Source organism: Flavobacterium sp. FG68 (genome assembly GCF_057808895.1).
Genome location: NZ_JBMDIY010000042.1, coordinates 1 through 16636 on the forward strand (window position 1 = coordinate 1; position 16636 = coordinate 16636).

General features: G+C 32.4%; 9 protein-coding genes and 1 tRNA gene. 5 read left to right on the forward strand and 5 right to left on the reverse strand.

From position 1 onward, the window contains the following. Positions 1 to 73 precede the first annotated feature (73 nt). A complete protein-coding gene (locus tag ACODSB_RS21125) occupies positions 74 to 2086 on the reverse strand; it encodes a M13 family metallopeptidase (RefSeq protein ID WP_488938476.1) in 2013 nt (670 codons plus the stop codon). Positions 2087 to 2422: 336 nt separating this feature from the next. On the opposite strand from ACODSB_RS21125, the gene ACODSB_RS21130 reads away from it, so the two are divergent. Then, entirely contained in the window at positions 2423 to 7267 is a 4845-nt protein-coding gene (locus tag ACODSB_RS21130) for a RecQ family ATP-dependent DNA helicase (protein ID WP_488938499.1), read from the forward strand. 29 nt (positions 7268 to 7296) lie between these two features. On the opposite strand, the gene ACODSB_RS21135 is transcribed toward ACODSB_RS21130, so the two are convergent. Then, on the reverse strand, positions 7297 to 7614 hold the full coding sequence (locus ACODSB_RS21135; protein WP_488938477.1) for a hypothetical protein: 318 nt from the start codon (positions 7612 to 7614) through the stop codon (positions 7297 to 7299). 70 nt (positions 7615 to 7684) lie between these two features. Further along, positions 7685 to 8158: an inner membrane protein YiaA gene (gene yiaA, locus ACODSB_RS21140; RefSeq protein WP_488938478.1), complete on the reverse strand. Its 474-nt coding sequence runs from the start codon at positions 8156 to 8158 to the stop codon at positions 7685 to 7687. A 156-nt stretch (positions 8159 to 8314) separates the two neighbouring features. Between yiaA and ACODSB_RS21145 the strand changes: the two genes are divergently transcribed. From ACODSB_RS21145 to ACODSB_RS21160, 4 genes are all read left to right on the forward strand, one after another. Continuing rightward, positions 8315 to 9796, forward strand: a complete 1482-nt coding sequence (locus tag ACODSB_RS21145) for a hypothetical protein (RefSeq protein WP_488938479.1) — start codon at positions 8315 to 8317, stop codon at positions 9794 to 9796. A gap of 89 nt (positions 9797 to 9885) precedes the next feature. Further along, positions 9886 to 10650, forward strand: a complete 765-nt coding sequence (locus ACODSB_RS21150) for a ThuA domain-containing protein (RefSeq protein ID WP_488938480.1) — start codon at positions 9886 to 9888, stop codon at positions 10648 to 10650. Between the two features lie 27 nt (positions 10651 to 10677). Continuing rightward, the gene (locus ACODSB_RS21155) at positions 10678 to 11208 is read left to right on the forward strand and encodes a hypothetical protein (protein ID WP_488938481.1); all 531 of its coding nucleotides are present in this window, start codon (positions 10678 to 10680) and stop codon (positions 11206 to 11208) included. A 154-nt stretch (positions 11209 to 11362) separates the two neighbouring features. After that, positions 11363 to 11434 (forward strand) — tRNA-Glu (locus ACODSB_RS21160). 826 nt (positions 11435 to 12260) lie between these two features. Here ACODSB_RS21160 and ACODSB_RS21165 read toward each other — a convergent pair. Beyond that, positions 12261 to 12995: a hypothetical protein gene (locus ACODSB_RS21165; protein ID WP_488938482.1), complete on the reverse strand. Its 735-nt coding sequence runs from the start codon at positions 12993 to 12995 to the stop codon at positions 12261 to 12263. Between the two features lie 11 nt (positions 12996 to 13006). Next, the gene (locus ACODSB_RS21170; RefSeq protein ID WP_488938483.1) at positions 13007 to 16624 is read right to left on the reverse strand and encodes a T6SS effector amidase Tae4 family protein; all 3618 of its coding nucleotides are present in this window, start codon (positions 16622 to 16624) and stop codon (positions 13007 to 13009) included. Between the last annotated feature and the right edge of the window lie 12 nt (positions 16625 to 16636).

Below are 16636 nucleotides of genomic sequence, written 5' to 3' on the forward strand. Positions count from 1 at the left end.
TTTGTTTTTCCATAACGATCTTTTTTTTTGTATCGCTATTTCAGGACAAGACATATTTACAGAAACTAGATTATTACCAAATCGTTATTCTGTCTTTCTCTGCCAAAAACATTTTATCTCCAGGTTTTACATTAAATGCGTTGTAAAAAGGTGTCGTATTCATTAGAGGGCCATTAACACGCCAGTTTGGCGGCGAATGTGGGTTATTGTTAATCCACAAACGCAGGAATTCGTCTTTCATTTTTACTCTCCAAATTTTGGCTATAGAAATAAAGAAGCGCTGGTCTGGCGTAAAACCATCTATTTTTGTGTTTCCTTTTCCTTGTTCGGTCATTTTAAAAGCATCATAAGCAACTGCTATTCCGGCAATATCTGCCGTATTTTCGCCAACTGTCATTGCGCCATTAATGTGTAAATCTCCTAAAACAGTATAGGTATTATACAAATTAATAACCTGTTGTATTCTTGACTTAAACTGTGCATAATCTTCTTTTGTCCACCAGTTTTTCAGGTTTCCATTTTTATCATATTGAGCACCCTGATCATCAAAAGTATGCGTTATTTCATGACCTATAACCATTCCAATTCCTCCATAATTAAGTGCATCATCTGCATTATTATCAAAATATGGGGCTTGTAAAATACCTGCAGGAAAAACAATTTCATTTGCAGTAGGATTATTATAAGCTGTAACTGTTGGAGTTGTAGTATACCATTCTGATTTATCGACTGGTTTACCCAATTTTGCCAATTGAAATTGATATGCAGCTTTAGAGGCCGAAACCATATTCTCAAAATAGGTATCCCTGCCTATTTGCACATTGCTATAGTCTCTCCATTTATCTGGGTATCCTATTTTTTTAGTAATGGCAAACAATTTTTCTTTTGCTTTTTGTTTTGTAGCAGGGCTCATCCATTCTAATTTATCAATTCTTTTGGCATAGGCTTTTTGTAAATTATTTACGAGAACCAGCATACGTTTTTTGGCATCTTCAGAAAAATATTTCTTCACATACAATTCGCCTAGCGCTTCGCCTAAATAATTGTCAATAACATTAGCCATTTTTTCGCCGCGTGATTTTTGAACAGCCTGACCAGAAAGCACTTTGGTGTACTCAAATAAAGCATCTACAAAAGGTTTGCTTAAATCATCTGCATATCGTTCCAGAGAATTTGCTTTCAGATAAATTTTCCAATTATCAATAGGAATGGTTTTTAAAAGTTTATTTAGGACATCATAATAAGCAGGCTGGCCAACATTAATAGAATCGGTTTTAGCACCTAAATTATTTAAAAAAGCAGTCCAGTTTATGTTGGGATGTTTTTTTACAAGATCTGTCACAGCCATTTTATTATAATTTGCCTGCACATCTCTAAGTTCAACTTTTGTTTTATGCGAAACTGCAAGTTTTTTATCAATATCATAAACTAAATCAGCATTCTTTTTAGCTTCTTGTGCATTGCTTCCTGTTTGTTGAAATAAGGCTGTAAGGTATTTTTTGTATGATTCCTGTATGGCAACAGTTGATGAATCTGACTTGAAATAGTAATCCCTGTCAGGCAATCCGATGCCTGTTTGATAAAGTTGAGCAATGTTCATTTTGCTGTTTTTATCATCGGGTGTGACTGTAAAACCTATAATAGAAGAATTGCCCACTTTTACTTCATTAACTACAAAGTTCATTAATGACGGCAAATCTTTAATTGCTTCAATTTTTGCAAGTAGAGGCTTGACAGGTTCATAACCGCGTTTGTTAATGGTTACAGTATCCATACCAGATGCATAAAAGTCTCCTACCTTTTGTGCTGTACTTCCTGTTGCATTTTTGCTTTTCGAAACACTATCCAGTATTCCCTGCAGGCGCATTCGTTGTGGAAAATTCATAAACATGTAAGCACCAACTCCTGCCTGAGATGCAGGTATTGATACAGAATCGTACCATTTGCCATTTACATATTTAAAAAAGTCATTACCAGGCCGCAATGTAGAATCTATTCCGGTGATAGCAACATTTTTCTTTTCTTGATGTTTTGAACACGCTGTAAAAGCTAAGATTGCAATAAAGAGCATTAATGTTTTTTTCATAATCTAGATGATTTCTATTAAAATGAACTGAAAAAGTTTGAAGGCAACTATTTTAATTTTAGAAGAACAATATACGAATTCAGTTTTTAATTCTAAAGTTTTTGTCAGAATGGTTCCTGCAATAAAAAAGCTCCAGATTTCTCTGAAGCTTTTTATTTTACTTATTATTGAGAGGACCTATATCCATCTCTTAAATCCATTTAACATAAAAAATCTTATTTAAACTATTTCAAATTTAGAAATTAAACCCTAAATTAGCTATCTATCATCCTCGCCTTTAAATATTTGCGTCTTTACATCTTAATAAAAAACCAAAACATAATCTTATTGAGTTTAATGCTAATAGATGAACAAAATAATACCCGTTTAATTACCTTCATTGATACCGAAATTGAACCTACAAAAGGTAAAATCCTTGACATAGGTGCAATTAAAGAAAACGGCAATCAATTTCATAAAACATCTATAGGAGATTTTATTGAATTCCTTAAAGGTGACAATTATGTATGCGGTCACAACATTTTAAATCACGATATAAAATATATAGGCAAAGCAATTTATGATGCTGGTATTAACCCTTCAAATATAATTGACACTTTACATTTATCTCCTTTGTTATTTCCAACTAAGCCTTACCATTCCTTATTAAAAGATGATAAACTTCAGACTGAAGACACAAACAACCCGTTAAACGATTCTATTAAAGCAAGAGATTTATTCAATAGTGAAGTTGCCGCTTTTTGGCAAACCGATAAAACACTTAAGGAAATTTTTTATCTCCTTTTAAATCGTACAAAAGAATTTGGAGCTTTTTTTCGGTTTGTGAATTATAAAAATATAAGCTCTGATCCAGAAGCTGAGATTAGATTAAAATTCCGCGGTGAAATTTGTGAACAGTCAGATTTAGCCAAAATAATTTCTGAAAATCCTATTGAACTGGCATATTGCCTGTCTCTGATTAATTCATTTATCATTCATAAAAAAGTTCATTCCATTACGCCTCCATGGGTTCTTAAAAATTACACCGATGTGGAACGTGTAATGCTATTATTACGGAGCAAACCTTGTGTAACTGGCTGTATTTACTGCGACAACGCTCTAGATATCTATAAAGGATTAAAAAAGTTCTTTGGTTTTGATTCTTATAGAACTTATGGCGGCGAACCACTTCAGGAAAAAGCCGTTAAGGCTGCTGTTAACAACAAGTCGGTACTGGCTGTTTTCCCAACTGGCGGCGGAAAATCAATTACATTTCAGGTTCCGGCACTTATGAGTGCTGAAAACTCTAAAGGATTAACCATCGTAATTTCTCCGCTTCAGTCGTTAATGAAAGATCAGGTTGACAATCTTGAAAAAAACGGAATAACAGAAGCAGTTACTATTAATGGGCTTTTAGACCCTATTGAAAGAGCTAAATCATTTGAAAGAATTGAAGATGGTTCTGCCTCTATTCTGTATATTTCACCTGAATCTCTCCGTTCAAAAACTATCGAAAGACTAATTTTAGGTCGAAAAATTGCCCGTTTCGTAATTGATGAAGCACACTGTTTTTCATCATGGGGACAAGATTTCAGGGTTGACTATTTATATATTGGTGATTTTATAAAGTTAATTCAGGAAAAGAAAAATCTTGAAGATGCCATACCGGTGTCCTGTTTTACAGCAACGGCAAAACAAAAGGTAATTGAAGATATACGGGATTATTTTAGCGAAAAATTATCGCTGGATCTTGAAGTTTTCACTTCAAAAGCTTCAAGGACTAATCTTCACTATAAGGTTTTTGAAAAGCAAAATGAAGATGAAAAATATCAGACCGTCAGAGATTTAATTGAAGAAAAAAACTGTCCGACAATTATCTATGTATCCAGAACACTCAAAGCTTATAAACTTGCCGAGCAACTGGCAAAAGATGGTTTTAATGCAAAACCATACCATGGAAAAATGGATAAACAGGAGAAAACCGAGAATCAAAATTCCTTTTTAGGTGGTGAAACACAAATTATGGTAGCCACTTCTGCATTTGGTATGGGAGTAGACAAAAAAGATGTGGGTTTGGTCATTCATTATGAAATTTCAGATTCACTTGAAAACTATGTGCAGGAAGCGGGACGTGCAGGCAGGGATGAAAATATTTCAGCTGATTGTTTTGTACTTTTTAACGAAGAAGATCTTAGTAAGCATTTTATTCTGCTAAATCAGACCAAACTTTCTATTAAAGAAATCCAGCAGGTGTGGAAAGCGATAAAGAACATTACAAGATTTCGTTCTAAAGTATCCAATTCAGCATTAGAAATCGCACGAAAAGCAGGCTGGGATGATACTGTTGTAGAAATAGAAACACGCGTAACTACCGCAATTGCTGCCCTTGAAGACGCAGGATATTTAAAACGCGGACAAAATATGCCGAGAATATTTGCCAGCAGTATTTTGTCTAAAAATACCCAGGAAGCTATTGATAAAATAAACACTTCGCAAAAATTTGAAGAAAAGCAAAAAGAGCAAGGTGTACGTATTATCAAGAAACTCTTTTCAAGCAAAAGCAGAAAGCAGGCCAACAACGAAACTCCAGAATCAAGAGTAGACTATATTAGCGATCATTTGGGCATTGTAAAAGAAGAAGTCATTAATGTGATAAACTTACTGCGTGAGGAAAATATCCTGGCAGATGCTAAGGATCTGACTGCCTTTATAAAAAATGCAGATAATAAAAACCGCTCTCTTTCAATAGTCGAGTCATACAGCAAAATTGAAAACTTTTTACTCTCGGTTTTTAAACAAGAAGAAAGTATTTTTCATTTGAAAGAATTAAATGAGCAGGCTGAAAAAAATGATTGTGATAATGTAAACACTAATAAACTAAAAACTATAATTAACTTTTGGTCTATTAAAAACTGGATTAAAAGAAAAAACTTAGACCATGCCAGAAATCATATTGCTGTTCTCTGCCTTCAAAACAAAGAATTATTAAAAGATAAACTTGAAAAGCGGCATGAACTTGCAGCATTTATCATTGATTTTTGTTATGATAAAACTACCACTGAAACACCAAAAGACCAGACAGATAAAGATGAAAGTTTGGTGGAGTTTTCTGTACATGAACTAAAAGCTGCTTATGATACTAGCTTAAGCCTTTTCAAAAAAGAAATAAGCATTTATGATATTGAAGATACCTTGTTCTATCTTTCACGAATTGAGGCAATAAAGATAGAAGGTGGTTTTCTTGTAGTTTATAATAGCTTAACGATTGAGCGAACGGAACAAGATAATAAGAAAAGATATACGAAAGACGATTATCAAAAGCTCAACCAGTTTTACGAGAGCAAAGTCCAGCAAATTCACATTGTAGGCGAATATGCCCAAAGAATGATTACCGATTATAGGAATGCGCTTCAGTTTGTAGAAGATTATTTCCAACTGAATTATGGTTCGTTTTTGAACAAATATTTTAAAGGCAGCAGACAAAATGAGATTAAGCGGAATATTACACCGGCAAAATTCAGACAACTTTTTGGTGAGCTCTCCCCTACACAATTGAAGATTATTAATGATAATGAAACACAACATATAGTTGTTGCTGCCGGTCCCGGAAGTGGAAAAACAAAGGTATTAGTGCATAAACTGGCTTCGCTCCTTTTAATGGAAGATGTTAAGCATGAGCAGTTACTGATGCTGACATTTTCAAGAGCTGCTGCTGTCGAATTTAAAAAACGCTTATTAAAACTGATTGGTAATGCAGCGAACTTTATTGAAATTAAAACATTTCATTCTTACTGTTTTGATCTTTTGGGTAAAGTTGGCACTTTAGAAAAATCGGCGGATATTTTAAACACAACGGTTGAAAGAATTAAAAATGGTGATGTTGAGGCTAATAAAATTACGAAGACTGTTTTAGTAATTGACGAAGCACAAGATATGAATGCAGATGAGTTTGCTCTTATAAATGCATTGATGGAACAGAATGAAGAAATGAGGGTTATTGCTGTGGGAGATGATGACCAAAATATTTATGATTTCAGGGGAGCGAGTTCTAAATATCTTGAACAATTCATTTATGATAACAAGGCCGTAAAACATGAGTTAGTCGAAAATTACCGCAGTAAAAGTAATCTGGTTGCATTTTCGAATCAATTCGTACAACAAATTCAACACCGCCTAAAAGAAACACCAATCATTGCTAATCAAACCGATAATGGAAAAATCAAAGTTGTTAAATATCAAAGCAGCAATTTGATTACGCCTCTTGTAACTGATATCGTTAACGCAGATCTTTCAGGAACTACATGCGTACTCACAAAAACTAACGAGGAGGCTATAAAAGTTACAGGGATGCTTTTAAAAAATGGCATCAAGGCAAAATTAATTCAATCTAACGATGATTTTAGTTTATACAATCTTGTTGAAGTTCGATTTTTACTAGATAAAATAAATGTTGGTGCTGATATTTACACAATTAGTGATGAAGTTTGGGACAATGCTAAACAAGAGCTAATTAACACCTTCCGTAACAGCAACAAATTAGAGATTTGCCAGAATATCATCAAAGATTTTGAAAGCACTAATCCTAATAAGAAGTACAAATCTGATTTAGAAGTTTTAATTCGGGAATCTAAATTAGAGGATTTTTATAATGAAAATGGTGAAACAATTTTTGTATCAACCATTCATAAAGCCAAAGGAAAAGAGTTTGATAATGTATTTCTTTTACTTGAGAACTTTAATCTGGCTGCAGATGAAGCTAAACGACAAGTATACGTAGCAATGACCAGAGCTAAACGCAATTTAAATATTCACTTAAATGCAAATAATCTCAATCATTTGACTGTAGAAAATCTGGAACAAATAGACAATTTTGAATTTTACACTGCTCCTGATAAAATTGCTGTACATGCCACTTTTAAAGATATCTGGTTAGACTATTTTATTAACAGACAAATTTTAGTTTCTCAACTAGCGTGTGGAGAAACGTTATATGTTAAGGATGATGAATGCTTAAATTCAAATGGACAATCTGTGTTGAAATTCTCAAAGTCATTTATTAAGAAAATTGAGGAAATGAAATCAAAACACTATGAACTAAAAAATATAAAGGTAAATTTCATATTGTACTGGCATAAGGAAGGAGCTTCGCAGGAAACCAAAATAATCTTACCTGAACTTTATTTTGAAATTAGTGAACAATAAGGTGAAAACTTATTAAAAAAAAACAGCTATTACATCAACGAAAAGATACTCCATCCACAAAGAATGAAAGCGATTATCATCAAAATTTTTGATGTCTTTTTTAAATAACCTTTCTTTTTAAATTTAAAAAAGATAATTGCAGCGATTCCCGATGCGATTACATCAATAATAGTCAAGAAAAAAGCATTAGCAATAAACTTAGGAAACAAACTGAGATAAGCTGTCTTGGTTTCTTCAAATTCCGTGTATTTCGTGCAAATATATATCCAGCAAATTTTATTTAAGATGCTAATTATTAGCAGCAATACTCCAAAAATATAAATAAGTGATTTGTATTTAGATTTCATATACATAGGTTTTAAAAGTTAGAAAACCTCAAAACTGTACAATTTGTGACAGTAATGAGGCCCGCTAAAACTATAGGTTAGTCGATTCAAATTGTTTGAGATCTCTGGTGTTTTTTTGTACTGCAAGGGCTGAAAACAGTCCTAATACAAACGACATTCCGAAAAATCCCTTTTCACTGAGTAATAAACTGGCATTCCAAAGTCCGATTATTAATAATACTATAGAAGCAATAGTACTAAACCAGCTTATACTGTAATATAAATCGGTTACGGGGATTCCTTCCAGTCTGTCTCGCACACTTTTTTGTACTGATATTACAGAGAAAAGACCAAAAAGGAGAATGGTAAAATAATATCCTTTTTCGTTGTAAGCCATAGCCGAATTATAAAGACCAATACAATAGGAGGTCATACCTATAAGTAATGTCATCCAGGATGCGCCAACGAAAGCGGCACTTGGCTTTAAAGGGTTATTTCCGTAATTTGATTTTGCATTTTTTGATTCTGAATTGTTGTTTGATTCATTTGATTTTAGCGGTTCCATAATTTTATGTTTTATAATTATGAGGCAAATGTCAGCATGAAAAAGGAGTTGTAAAAACTAATTTATTTACAAAACTGATGATATAAAAATACATTTTACTATTTTTATCCTGATAAAATCTTATTTATGAATGCTCTCGAGGAAATATCAAATATGATGAATTATGCTGATAAAAAAGCATTTATACAGTATCTGTCAAAAAAGAACAAGCGCAAAGACACTGGCAATATAGAGTTATTCAATTTATTAAAAACTGATGATATAAAATTTAATAAAAAAATTTTTGAAGATAAAAAAACTACCGATGCTTACCATGCTCTTAGAAAAAGACTTTATGATAACATGATTAATTTCATGGCTAATCGAAGTTTTGAGAATGATAGTTCAGAAGAAAATACAATACTTCGTTTTATTGTTGTAAGTCGGTTATTTTTTGAACATAAACTTATAAAAACAGCTTTTAAATGTCTTGCAAAAGCCGAAGAAATAGCACTGAATATTGAGCATTTTAGTCTTCTTAATGAAATTTATCTGACTCAGATACAATTTGCACATTTCAATTTGTCAGAACCAATTGAAAAAATAATAGAAAAATTTAAAGCAAATAAAAAACAGCTCGAATATGAGGAACAGCTCAATTTAGGTTATGCCATTTTGCGTCGCGAACTTGCTGCTATTTATCACGAAGGCCGAATAGTAGATTTTCAGGCACTTATAAAAAATACTATTGAAACACATGGAATATCATTAAAACAGGGATTAACTTTTAAATCTCTATATCAAATATTATTTATTGCCAACGAATATGCTTCTATAAATAACAATTACTCACTTATACAACCTTTTGTTGTTAAAAGCTATAGATTTATTAGCCAAAAAACCGATCTGACAGACAGACATTTATACTATCATATATACATTTTGTATTTTATAGCTAACTTCTATTTCCGAAATGGCCAGTTTACCGAATCTTTGAATTATCTTGAATTGATGTTTACAGAACTTCAGAAACAATCTGGGAAGTATTATCAGCGTTTCTGTCTTAGGTATTTTTTATTATTAGCCTTCAATGAAAATTATATTGGTAATCCTCAAAAAGCAATTGAGATTGCAGAAAAGTCTCTTTCTTCAAACAAAAAAGCAGATCCTAACGACAGTAACGACATTCGTCTTATGCTTATCGTTTTTTATATACAGCAAAATGCCGGGCGTAATGCCGTAAAAGAAATGGCAAAACTAAACCATACTGATAGTTGGTACGAAAAAAAAATGGGCATGGACTGGACAATAAAAAAGCATGTTGTCGAAATCCTTCTGCACACTCAGCAAGAAAATATTGAACTGGCTTTATCCCGAATAAAAAGTTTTAAACGACGTTATAAAAAATATCTTTTAACGGTAAATGAAGAACGTGTTATTCAATACCTTTTGTTTGTAGAACAATATGTAATGAAACCCGAAATTATACAAACACAAAAATTTCAAAATGCAATAGAAGATTTCATAATTACTGCTCAAAACGGCCCTAAAGATATTTTAATTATGAGTTTTTTATCCTGGCTGCTTGCAAAAGTGAGGCGAAAAACGATTTATGAAACAACTTTAAATCTCCTTACAACGTATTTTCCAGCGAACTGACAATCCGAAAAAAATTAAAACCTTCATCATATAAAATACAGTCATCAGAAACTATTTTTTTCTATCTTCCCAAAATAAAATTTTGCAAAATGAACCACCAGTTTTTAATAAAAAAGTCATTTTTATTCAGCTTCATTTTACTGACAAGCTATTTTCTAGTTTCTTTCCACCTAAAAAACAAAGAACAAACCACTCCTGATAAAATCAAAAAAGTGCTGATTTTTTCAAAAACTAACGGCTTTAGGCATGAAAGCATTCCTGCCGGAATCGCAGCAATTAAAAAACTGGGACAGGAAAATCATTTTCTGGTAGATGCTACCGAAGATTCTCTGGCAATTAATTCAAAAAACTTAAAACAATATCAAGCCGTTATATTTTTAAGCGCTTCTGGTCATGTTTTGGGCGAAAGTCAGAAATTGGCTTTGCAAAAATTTATAGAAAAAGGAAATGGTTTTGTAGGCATTCATTCGGCTACAAACTGCGAACCAGACTGGTCTTGGTATACACAAATGATTGGCGGAATTTTTGACGGCCATCCAGAACCGCAGAATGCCAAACTAATAGTTGTCAATCATGAACATCCATCTACAAAACATCTTCCGGCAATTTGGGAACGAAAAGATGAATGGTACAATTTTAAAAATTTGAATCCAGATGTAAATGTGCTTATCAAAATTGATGAAACTTCGTATAAAGGCGGTAAACATGGCGATAATCATCCTTTGGCCTGGTATCACGAATATGATGGCGGCAGAGCGTTTTACACCGCTTTAGGACACAGCCCTGAAAGTTACAGCGATCCTCTTTTTACACAGCATTTACTTGGAGGCATTACATATGCAATGGGGAAATAAAATTTGCTAACCACTATTTAAATAAATATGAACTTGAATCTGAAAATTTCATTTCTTTCTGTCTTTTTAATTTTAACCATTTTAGGCTGTTCTGATAAAAAAACAAAACACATTCCAGAAAATCCTTATTTAAAGCAATTAACCGAAAAGCAAATTGGAGACAGCAATTACTATATTTCTATCCCAAAAAAATATACAATTAAAGAAAACAGAGGGCCTGATTTTTCTGTTTATTATTTCTATCCTACAGACACGACAGCTACAGTAGCTTTTTCAGGCGGTTTATATTTTGGGAATCATCCAAGTCAGTTTGAACCAGGTGATAGTTGTAAAACAGAAAAAATGCAGCGTAAAATTCTAAACAAAAATGCCGATTGGACAGTATATAACTGCAAAGGCAAATATTCGATCCAGTCGATTATTGAAAGCGGAAGCAATGAAGGCTGGAACCAATATATTCACGCTTTTGCCAGTGCAAATTCTGCCGCAGACTTAAAAAAAGTATTTCTGATTTTGGGAACAATGAAAAAGAAAGAACCAAGCAAACAACCAAAATAATGTATCAAAACAAAAAAAGTCAGATATTTTTTAAACTTTTATAATCTCTAAATTACTGGTCTTTAACTTCTTCAAAATAACTAAAAAAGTTTTTCAAAATCCTTTTGCACATTTCAAAAATTAGTTCCATTTTTGCACCCGCATTAGCAAAACAGGTCCGTTCGTCTATCGGTTAGGACGCCAGGTTTTCATCCTGGTAAGGGGGGTTCGATTCCCCCACGGACTACTAACACAAAGCTTCAGAGAAATCTGGAGCTTTTTTTGTTTATAATATTTGAGAATATATAAATTATTTCAAACGAAGTCAGGAGGCTTTTATTTGGTTTTAATTTTCATAAAAAACATAAAAAATGCGCAAAGTCAGAGACATTTGCGCAGTTTTTCAGTTGAACATTTTGGAGAGCGATTTACATTGCAATTTTGTAAAAACAGCTAATATAAAACACTATTAAAAATTTTGAGTATAAATCCTATAATGCTCATCCTTTTTATTTTTAATAACTATAATTTTTCAACGTATTAGAAATATAGAATTTTATTTCACCAACTCTAAAGTTTTATGCATTGCCAAAATATTTATATCCAATATAACAATAAATAAAGAAAATTAATAATTGTAAAATATATTTGAGGTTGTTTAATTTTAAACACTTATTTACAAAAAATAATTGAACAACACCAGGAAAAATAAAAACAACTATCCAAATAAATTTATATTTTTCATAATTTACTTCTGATTGCATTCCTGAACCATTTGCAAAAAAATCTATAAACATCAATAAATTAATAAATAAAAATGGGAATACTATATTTAAAATCACACACAAGATAATCTTTAAAATACTCATTATTACTCAACCGTTACTTTTACTCCGTAATTATTTTTCATATTTTCTATAAAAGAGTTTATTACACTTTTTTTAGTATTTCCACTTAAAAATCCTTCTGTAAATTGTTTAATGTTTTTTATAAAAGATTCTAGTTTGTGTGTACGAAAAAAACCTGGAGATGTTTCTCCAGGTGTAAATGCCTCTTTAGCATATATTAATTTTTTATTTTTTAACTCCTTTAATTATTAATGCAACTATCCCCGAGGCATCTATAAATTTAACACCTTCTTCGTCTTTCAATACTCCAAATATTTTTGGCCCGGATTGTTTGCTTTGTTCATCATAATATAAAGCTATTTCCGGCAAACAATAATTTTTGTAATTAAATAAGCCTAACGGAACAACATTAACATATTTACATTTAAAAATTTTCTTAAAAATCGGTTCAAAGCTATTTCTGCTAATTTTTGTATTATTGAAATCTTTATTTTCTGAAAGTGCGGTGATCAAATAATTATCATATTCTTTAAAAATTTCACTTTTTATAAATTCAGCAAATGCATCAATAGTATAAGAATCTGAAACTTTTGTGAAAAATATAGTGTGTTTATTGTATTCTAATTTCAATGCTCCATCAGTATATGTTAGTGTAAATACGTTTTTTCCTCTGGAAATTATAATAGTATTTTCTCTAACTGATTTTATATCATAAGTAAGTATTCTTTGTTCATAGCGAAAAATTATATTTATCTGATTCTTATTGTTAAATGATAATGACAAAGGAATAAATTCATCATTAGCGTAGAAATTGTTATTACATGGTGGAATATTATCGGATTTATAATATTGGATTATTTTACTGTTGATCCATGAACCTGATAGGTTTTCTGTCCCCGAGTTGGCGGTAGCCGTTAACGTGGCAAGCATAAAGCTTATAAAAAAGACTATTTTTTTCATTTTGTTATAATTTATTTAATTGGCCAAAACCATATTACTTTCGAATCCATCATCTGCGTAAGATAGGGAGATCTAAGATCATTTTTATTCCATAAGTCGATATGTCTGGCGCTAGTTGTACGTACACCATCCTCTACAAATGCTTCAAAAAATATTATTCCGGTTCGGTTATCTAATAGAGTTGGTACGGATTCTTTAGTTCCATCATATCGTTCGGGTTTTCCTAATACGTCTTTCCTTTTTAGAAATACAGCTAAATTATAAGCGCCTAATACTTCACCTTTTTTTGTAAATGTTTGTCCTCCAGGATTTGTAATATTGGTTGTTGATCTTAAATCGACACCTGATTTCATTAACGCAATACTTAATCTGATGGCACATTGATTATAATATAAATCTCGCGAATATGGACCTGGAGTATATGGCATAGGATAATTACTTAATAAAGTAGCAAAATTCGGGAAACTTTTTGCACTAATAACATCATTGCTGTCAATATGTACCCAATTTCCATCAATTCCCTTTATCCATTGGCCTCCATTTCCATCACTACCTCCTTTATTTTCTTCATCTACTTTTTGAACTTCGCCCACAGTAACACTTGATTCACTCTTTTTATTTGGATTTATATTTTCATTTCTAAATTGTCTAGCCAAATTTGTATCTGCATCAGGTCTGGAAGTTTGCAGCCATTGTTCATTTGTTAAACCATCAGCGCCAACTGCCTCCATTCCATCAGGGTCAATAAAAAATACGGGATTACTAAGAGCGTATGTGTAAGGAGAAAAACGTCTTGAGGTTTCTGCTAATGGATCCATATTCATCCATCTGCCTAATACAGGGTCATAGTTACGCGCTCCATAATCATACAAGTTAAGTCCCTGTTCGTCTTGTAATTCTTTGCCGTTGTATTTATACTTATATCCTGTTTGGTATATTATTTCACCAGCTACTTTTTGTTTGATTCCAAATGGATAATAATTGCTTTCTTCTACTATTTGTAATGATGCTCCTACTTCTTTATAGCTCAAACGCACATTCCCTAAATGATCTTTGTATTGATAAATATACGAAAAAGTTCCACTGTTATTCTCGGCATAACCCTCTGTAGTTGGAAAAAATTTCAACGTTTCCGTCGTTCCTGTTTTCTCATACTGAAAACCTCCTGCATAATCAGTAGTTATTGTACCAGCCACTTTACGTTGTTTTACTCCTCTGGCATCATAGTCATAATGGATAATTCCTCCTGCAAGGGTTACATCTGTAGGCAAATTCAAATGGTTATATATTATTGCAGTAATACCTTTATTTGCATCTGTTTTCATATTGCCATTATCATCGTAGGTATATTCAATAGCTATGTTGCTTCCATTATTAAATCCTTCAGTACTGCCTAATGGATCATCAACTTTTATGAGTTTGTTTCCAGCATCATACGTGTAAACAAGATTATCCATAGTACCAAATGATGTAGCCGCAGAATCTCTGTTTCCTGATCTTACAAGACGGATAATATTACCATTTTTATCATACTTTGCTCCTTCATTATATCTTCCGGCGTTTATGGCTGAATTATCGGTAGCCTGAGTTAACCTGTTTAAAGCATCATAACTATAATCATAATTTTTTAGGCTGGTATCTGTTGGATTTGCAGTTTTCCAAAATGTTTGGCTGATATTTCCGTTATATAATGGAGTGCCTGTAGAAGGATTATTGTAATTAATTTTAAACCCAAATAAATCTCCGGAAGCCATAGTAATAGCACCATTATTTGTGTCGGTATCATTTACCCCTTTCAGCCAGCCACGAATATTATAAACATAATCGACAGTTTGTAAACGGTTTGTAACGGATAGTTTTCCTCCCACTCCTTTTTGAATAAGCTGGCCTAATTCGTCATACTTGTTTGAAACTATGATTTCTTCTGCCTGGCTGTTTATTTTCTGAACTTGAGTCAATAAACGACTTTGATTATCATAAGTAAAAGTATCTATAATATCTACTGTAGTTCCTTTGATATGTTTAGTCGTTATTTTTATTGGCTTACCCATAAAATCGAGTTCGATTTTTACTTTTTGAGTTAAGCCTAAAAAATCATTTTTGGAGTAATTGTATATTGGACGGCCTTTTTGGTCATAATAAATCACATTAGTTGTCCAATTATTAGTTCCCAGTATACGTACTTTATTTCCTGTTGCTAAAGACTTCGTTACTGTGTTTGGAGTGATTGAACCAACATTTTCAGAAACTCCCCCATTTATATCAAAATTATAATCATCGTAATAATTGATCGTAAATAAGTTGATGTCTGTATTAGGAAACGCATTATTGCTGTAATATACAGTTGCATTATTAATCGTATTACTACCTTCTTTGTTTTCAAGCAACACAGTATTTAAATCTGCTATTCCTTGTAGCTCTACACGACTATTTTGACTTGTTTTAGTATATTCACCTGTATAAACAGGACGACTAAAAACATCATATTTAGTAAATAGCCATTTATTTTGGGCTTTCAAATTAGCATCCTGAGTTAAAATAGGTCTGTCTAGTTTGTCATATACAATATATTCCCATTGCTTGCCCGGAAGCTTCTTTTCTACAAGCCTGTTGCGATAATCGTATTTGTACTGGTAACATAAATCATCCAAAACACTTTGACTGCTATTGTCTATAACAGCCGTAAAAGTACTGCCTGACTTCGCATTAAATCCCAGTGATAATGTTATAGAATTGATTGCAGTAAGATTTAAAGTGTTTCCCGAAGCAACAACAGCTGTTGATGTGACATCTGGCTGCAGGGCAGCTGTACTGCCAACTAAATCTGCTGCTTTTGGAGGAATTACATAAATAAGATTTCCGTAAATATCATAAACATAATAGGTGTCATGTTTTTCATTAACAGTTCCAGTTCCAACCTTTCCATAGGTTCTTTTTAAGATTACCTGTCCTTCTTTGTTTTTGAATTCAATCGTTGATCCGTCACTTTCAGATGGCACAGCTGCAGTATTCTCATCATAGAGAATACTTTTATAAAGCTCATTGGCTGAGTAATATCCATTATCTGTTAATGAAATAGAATATAGTTTCTGAATGGCATCCCAACTGGCATTGGCTGTAAACGATTTAACTTCATTAACTGCATTGGTTTGATAATTCATTTTTACTTCATGTCCAGAACCTATTGCCCAAGCAGCTCCCGGAGCCGCTTGTTTTATAACACGGTTTAAAGGTGAAGCTTCCAAATCCTTTTCAAAATAAGGATTTCCATCTTTATAAAATGTTTGGGATTGGCTGGCAATTGCTGCTATAACAGTATTATTATTTATTCTGGCCATATTACTTTGGGAGGAAGCATAAGGCATATATTCCTTCTTTTGGCGTCCAAAGTCATCATACTCTACAGGTGTAATAATATCTTTTCCTAATGGCGATTGAGCATTAGCGATTTTTTGAATAGGTCTTCCAAGTCCGTCAAAATAAGTGATATTCTGAGTAACCTGAGCAGAAGTTGGGTTTGCAATAGTAGATGAACTAGCTTGTTTATAAGTAGTAGTTTTTACGAAATTACCTGTTTGTCCAATGATTATCATTGGAAATAGTAATAATATATATAGATATCTTTTCATTATAATCGTTTA

What these genes read in the sequence shown, in the direction of transcription:
- ACODSB_RS21135 (WP_488938477.1), bottom strand. Translation starts at nt 7,614, where the DNA reads ATGAAATCTAAATACAAATCACTTATTTATATTTTTGGAGTATTGCTG.
- yiaA (WP_488938478.1), bottom strand. Translation starts at nt 8,158, where the DNA reads ATGGAACCGCTAAAATCAAATGAATCAAACAACAATTCAGAATCAAAA.
- ACODSB_RS21170 (WP_488938483.1), bottom strand. Translation starts at nt 16,624, where the DNA reads ATGAAAAGATATCTATATATATTATTACTATTTCCAATGATAATCATT.
- ACODSB_RS21165 (WP_488938482.1), bottom strand. Translation starts at nt 12,995, where the DNA reads ATGAAAAAAATAGTCTTTTTTATAAGCTTTATGCTTGCCACGTTAACG.
- ACODSB_RS21155 (WP_488938481.1), top strand. Translation starts at nt 10,678, where the DNA reads ATGAACTTGAATCTGAAAATTTCATTTCTTTCTGTCTTTTTAATTTTA.
- ACODSB_RS21150 (WP_488938480.1), top strand. Translation starts at nt 9,886, where the DNA reads ATGAACCACCAGTTTTTAATAAAAAAGTCATTTTTATTCAGCTTCATT.
- ACODSB_RS21145 (WP_488938479.1), top strand. Translation starts at nt 8,315, where the DNA reads ATGAATTATGCTGATAAAAAAGCATTTATACAGTATCTGTCAAAAAAG.
- ACODSB_RS21130 (WP_488938499.1), top strand. Translation starts at nt 2,423, where the DNA reads ATGCTAATAGATGAACAAAATAATACCCGTTTAATTACCTTCATTGAT.
- ACODSB_RS21125 (WP_488938476.1), bottom strand. Translation starts at nt 2,086, where the DNA reads ATGAAAAAAACATTAATGCTCTTTATTGCAATCTTAGCTTTTACAGCG.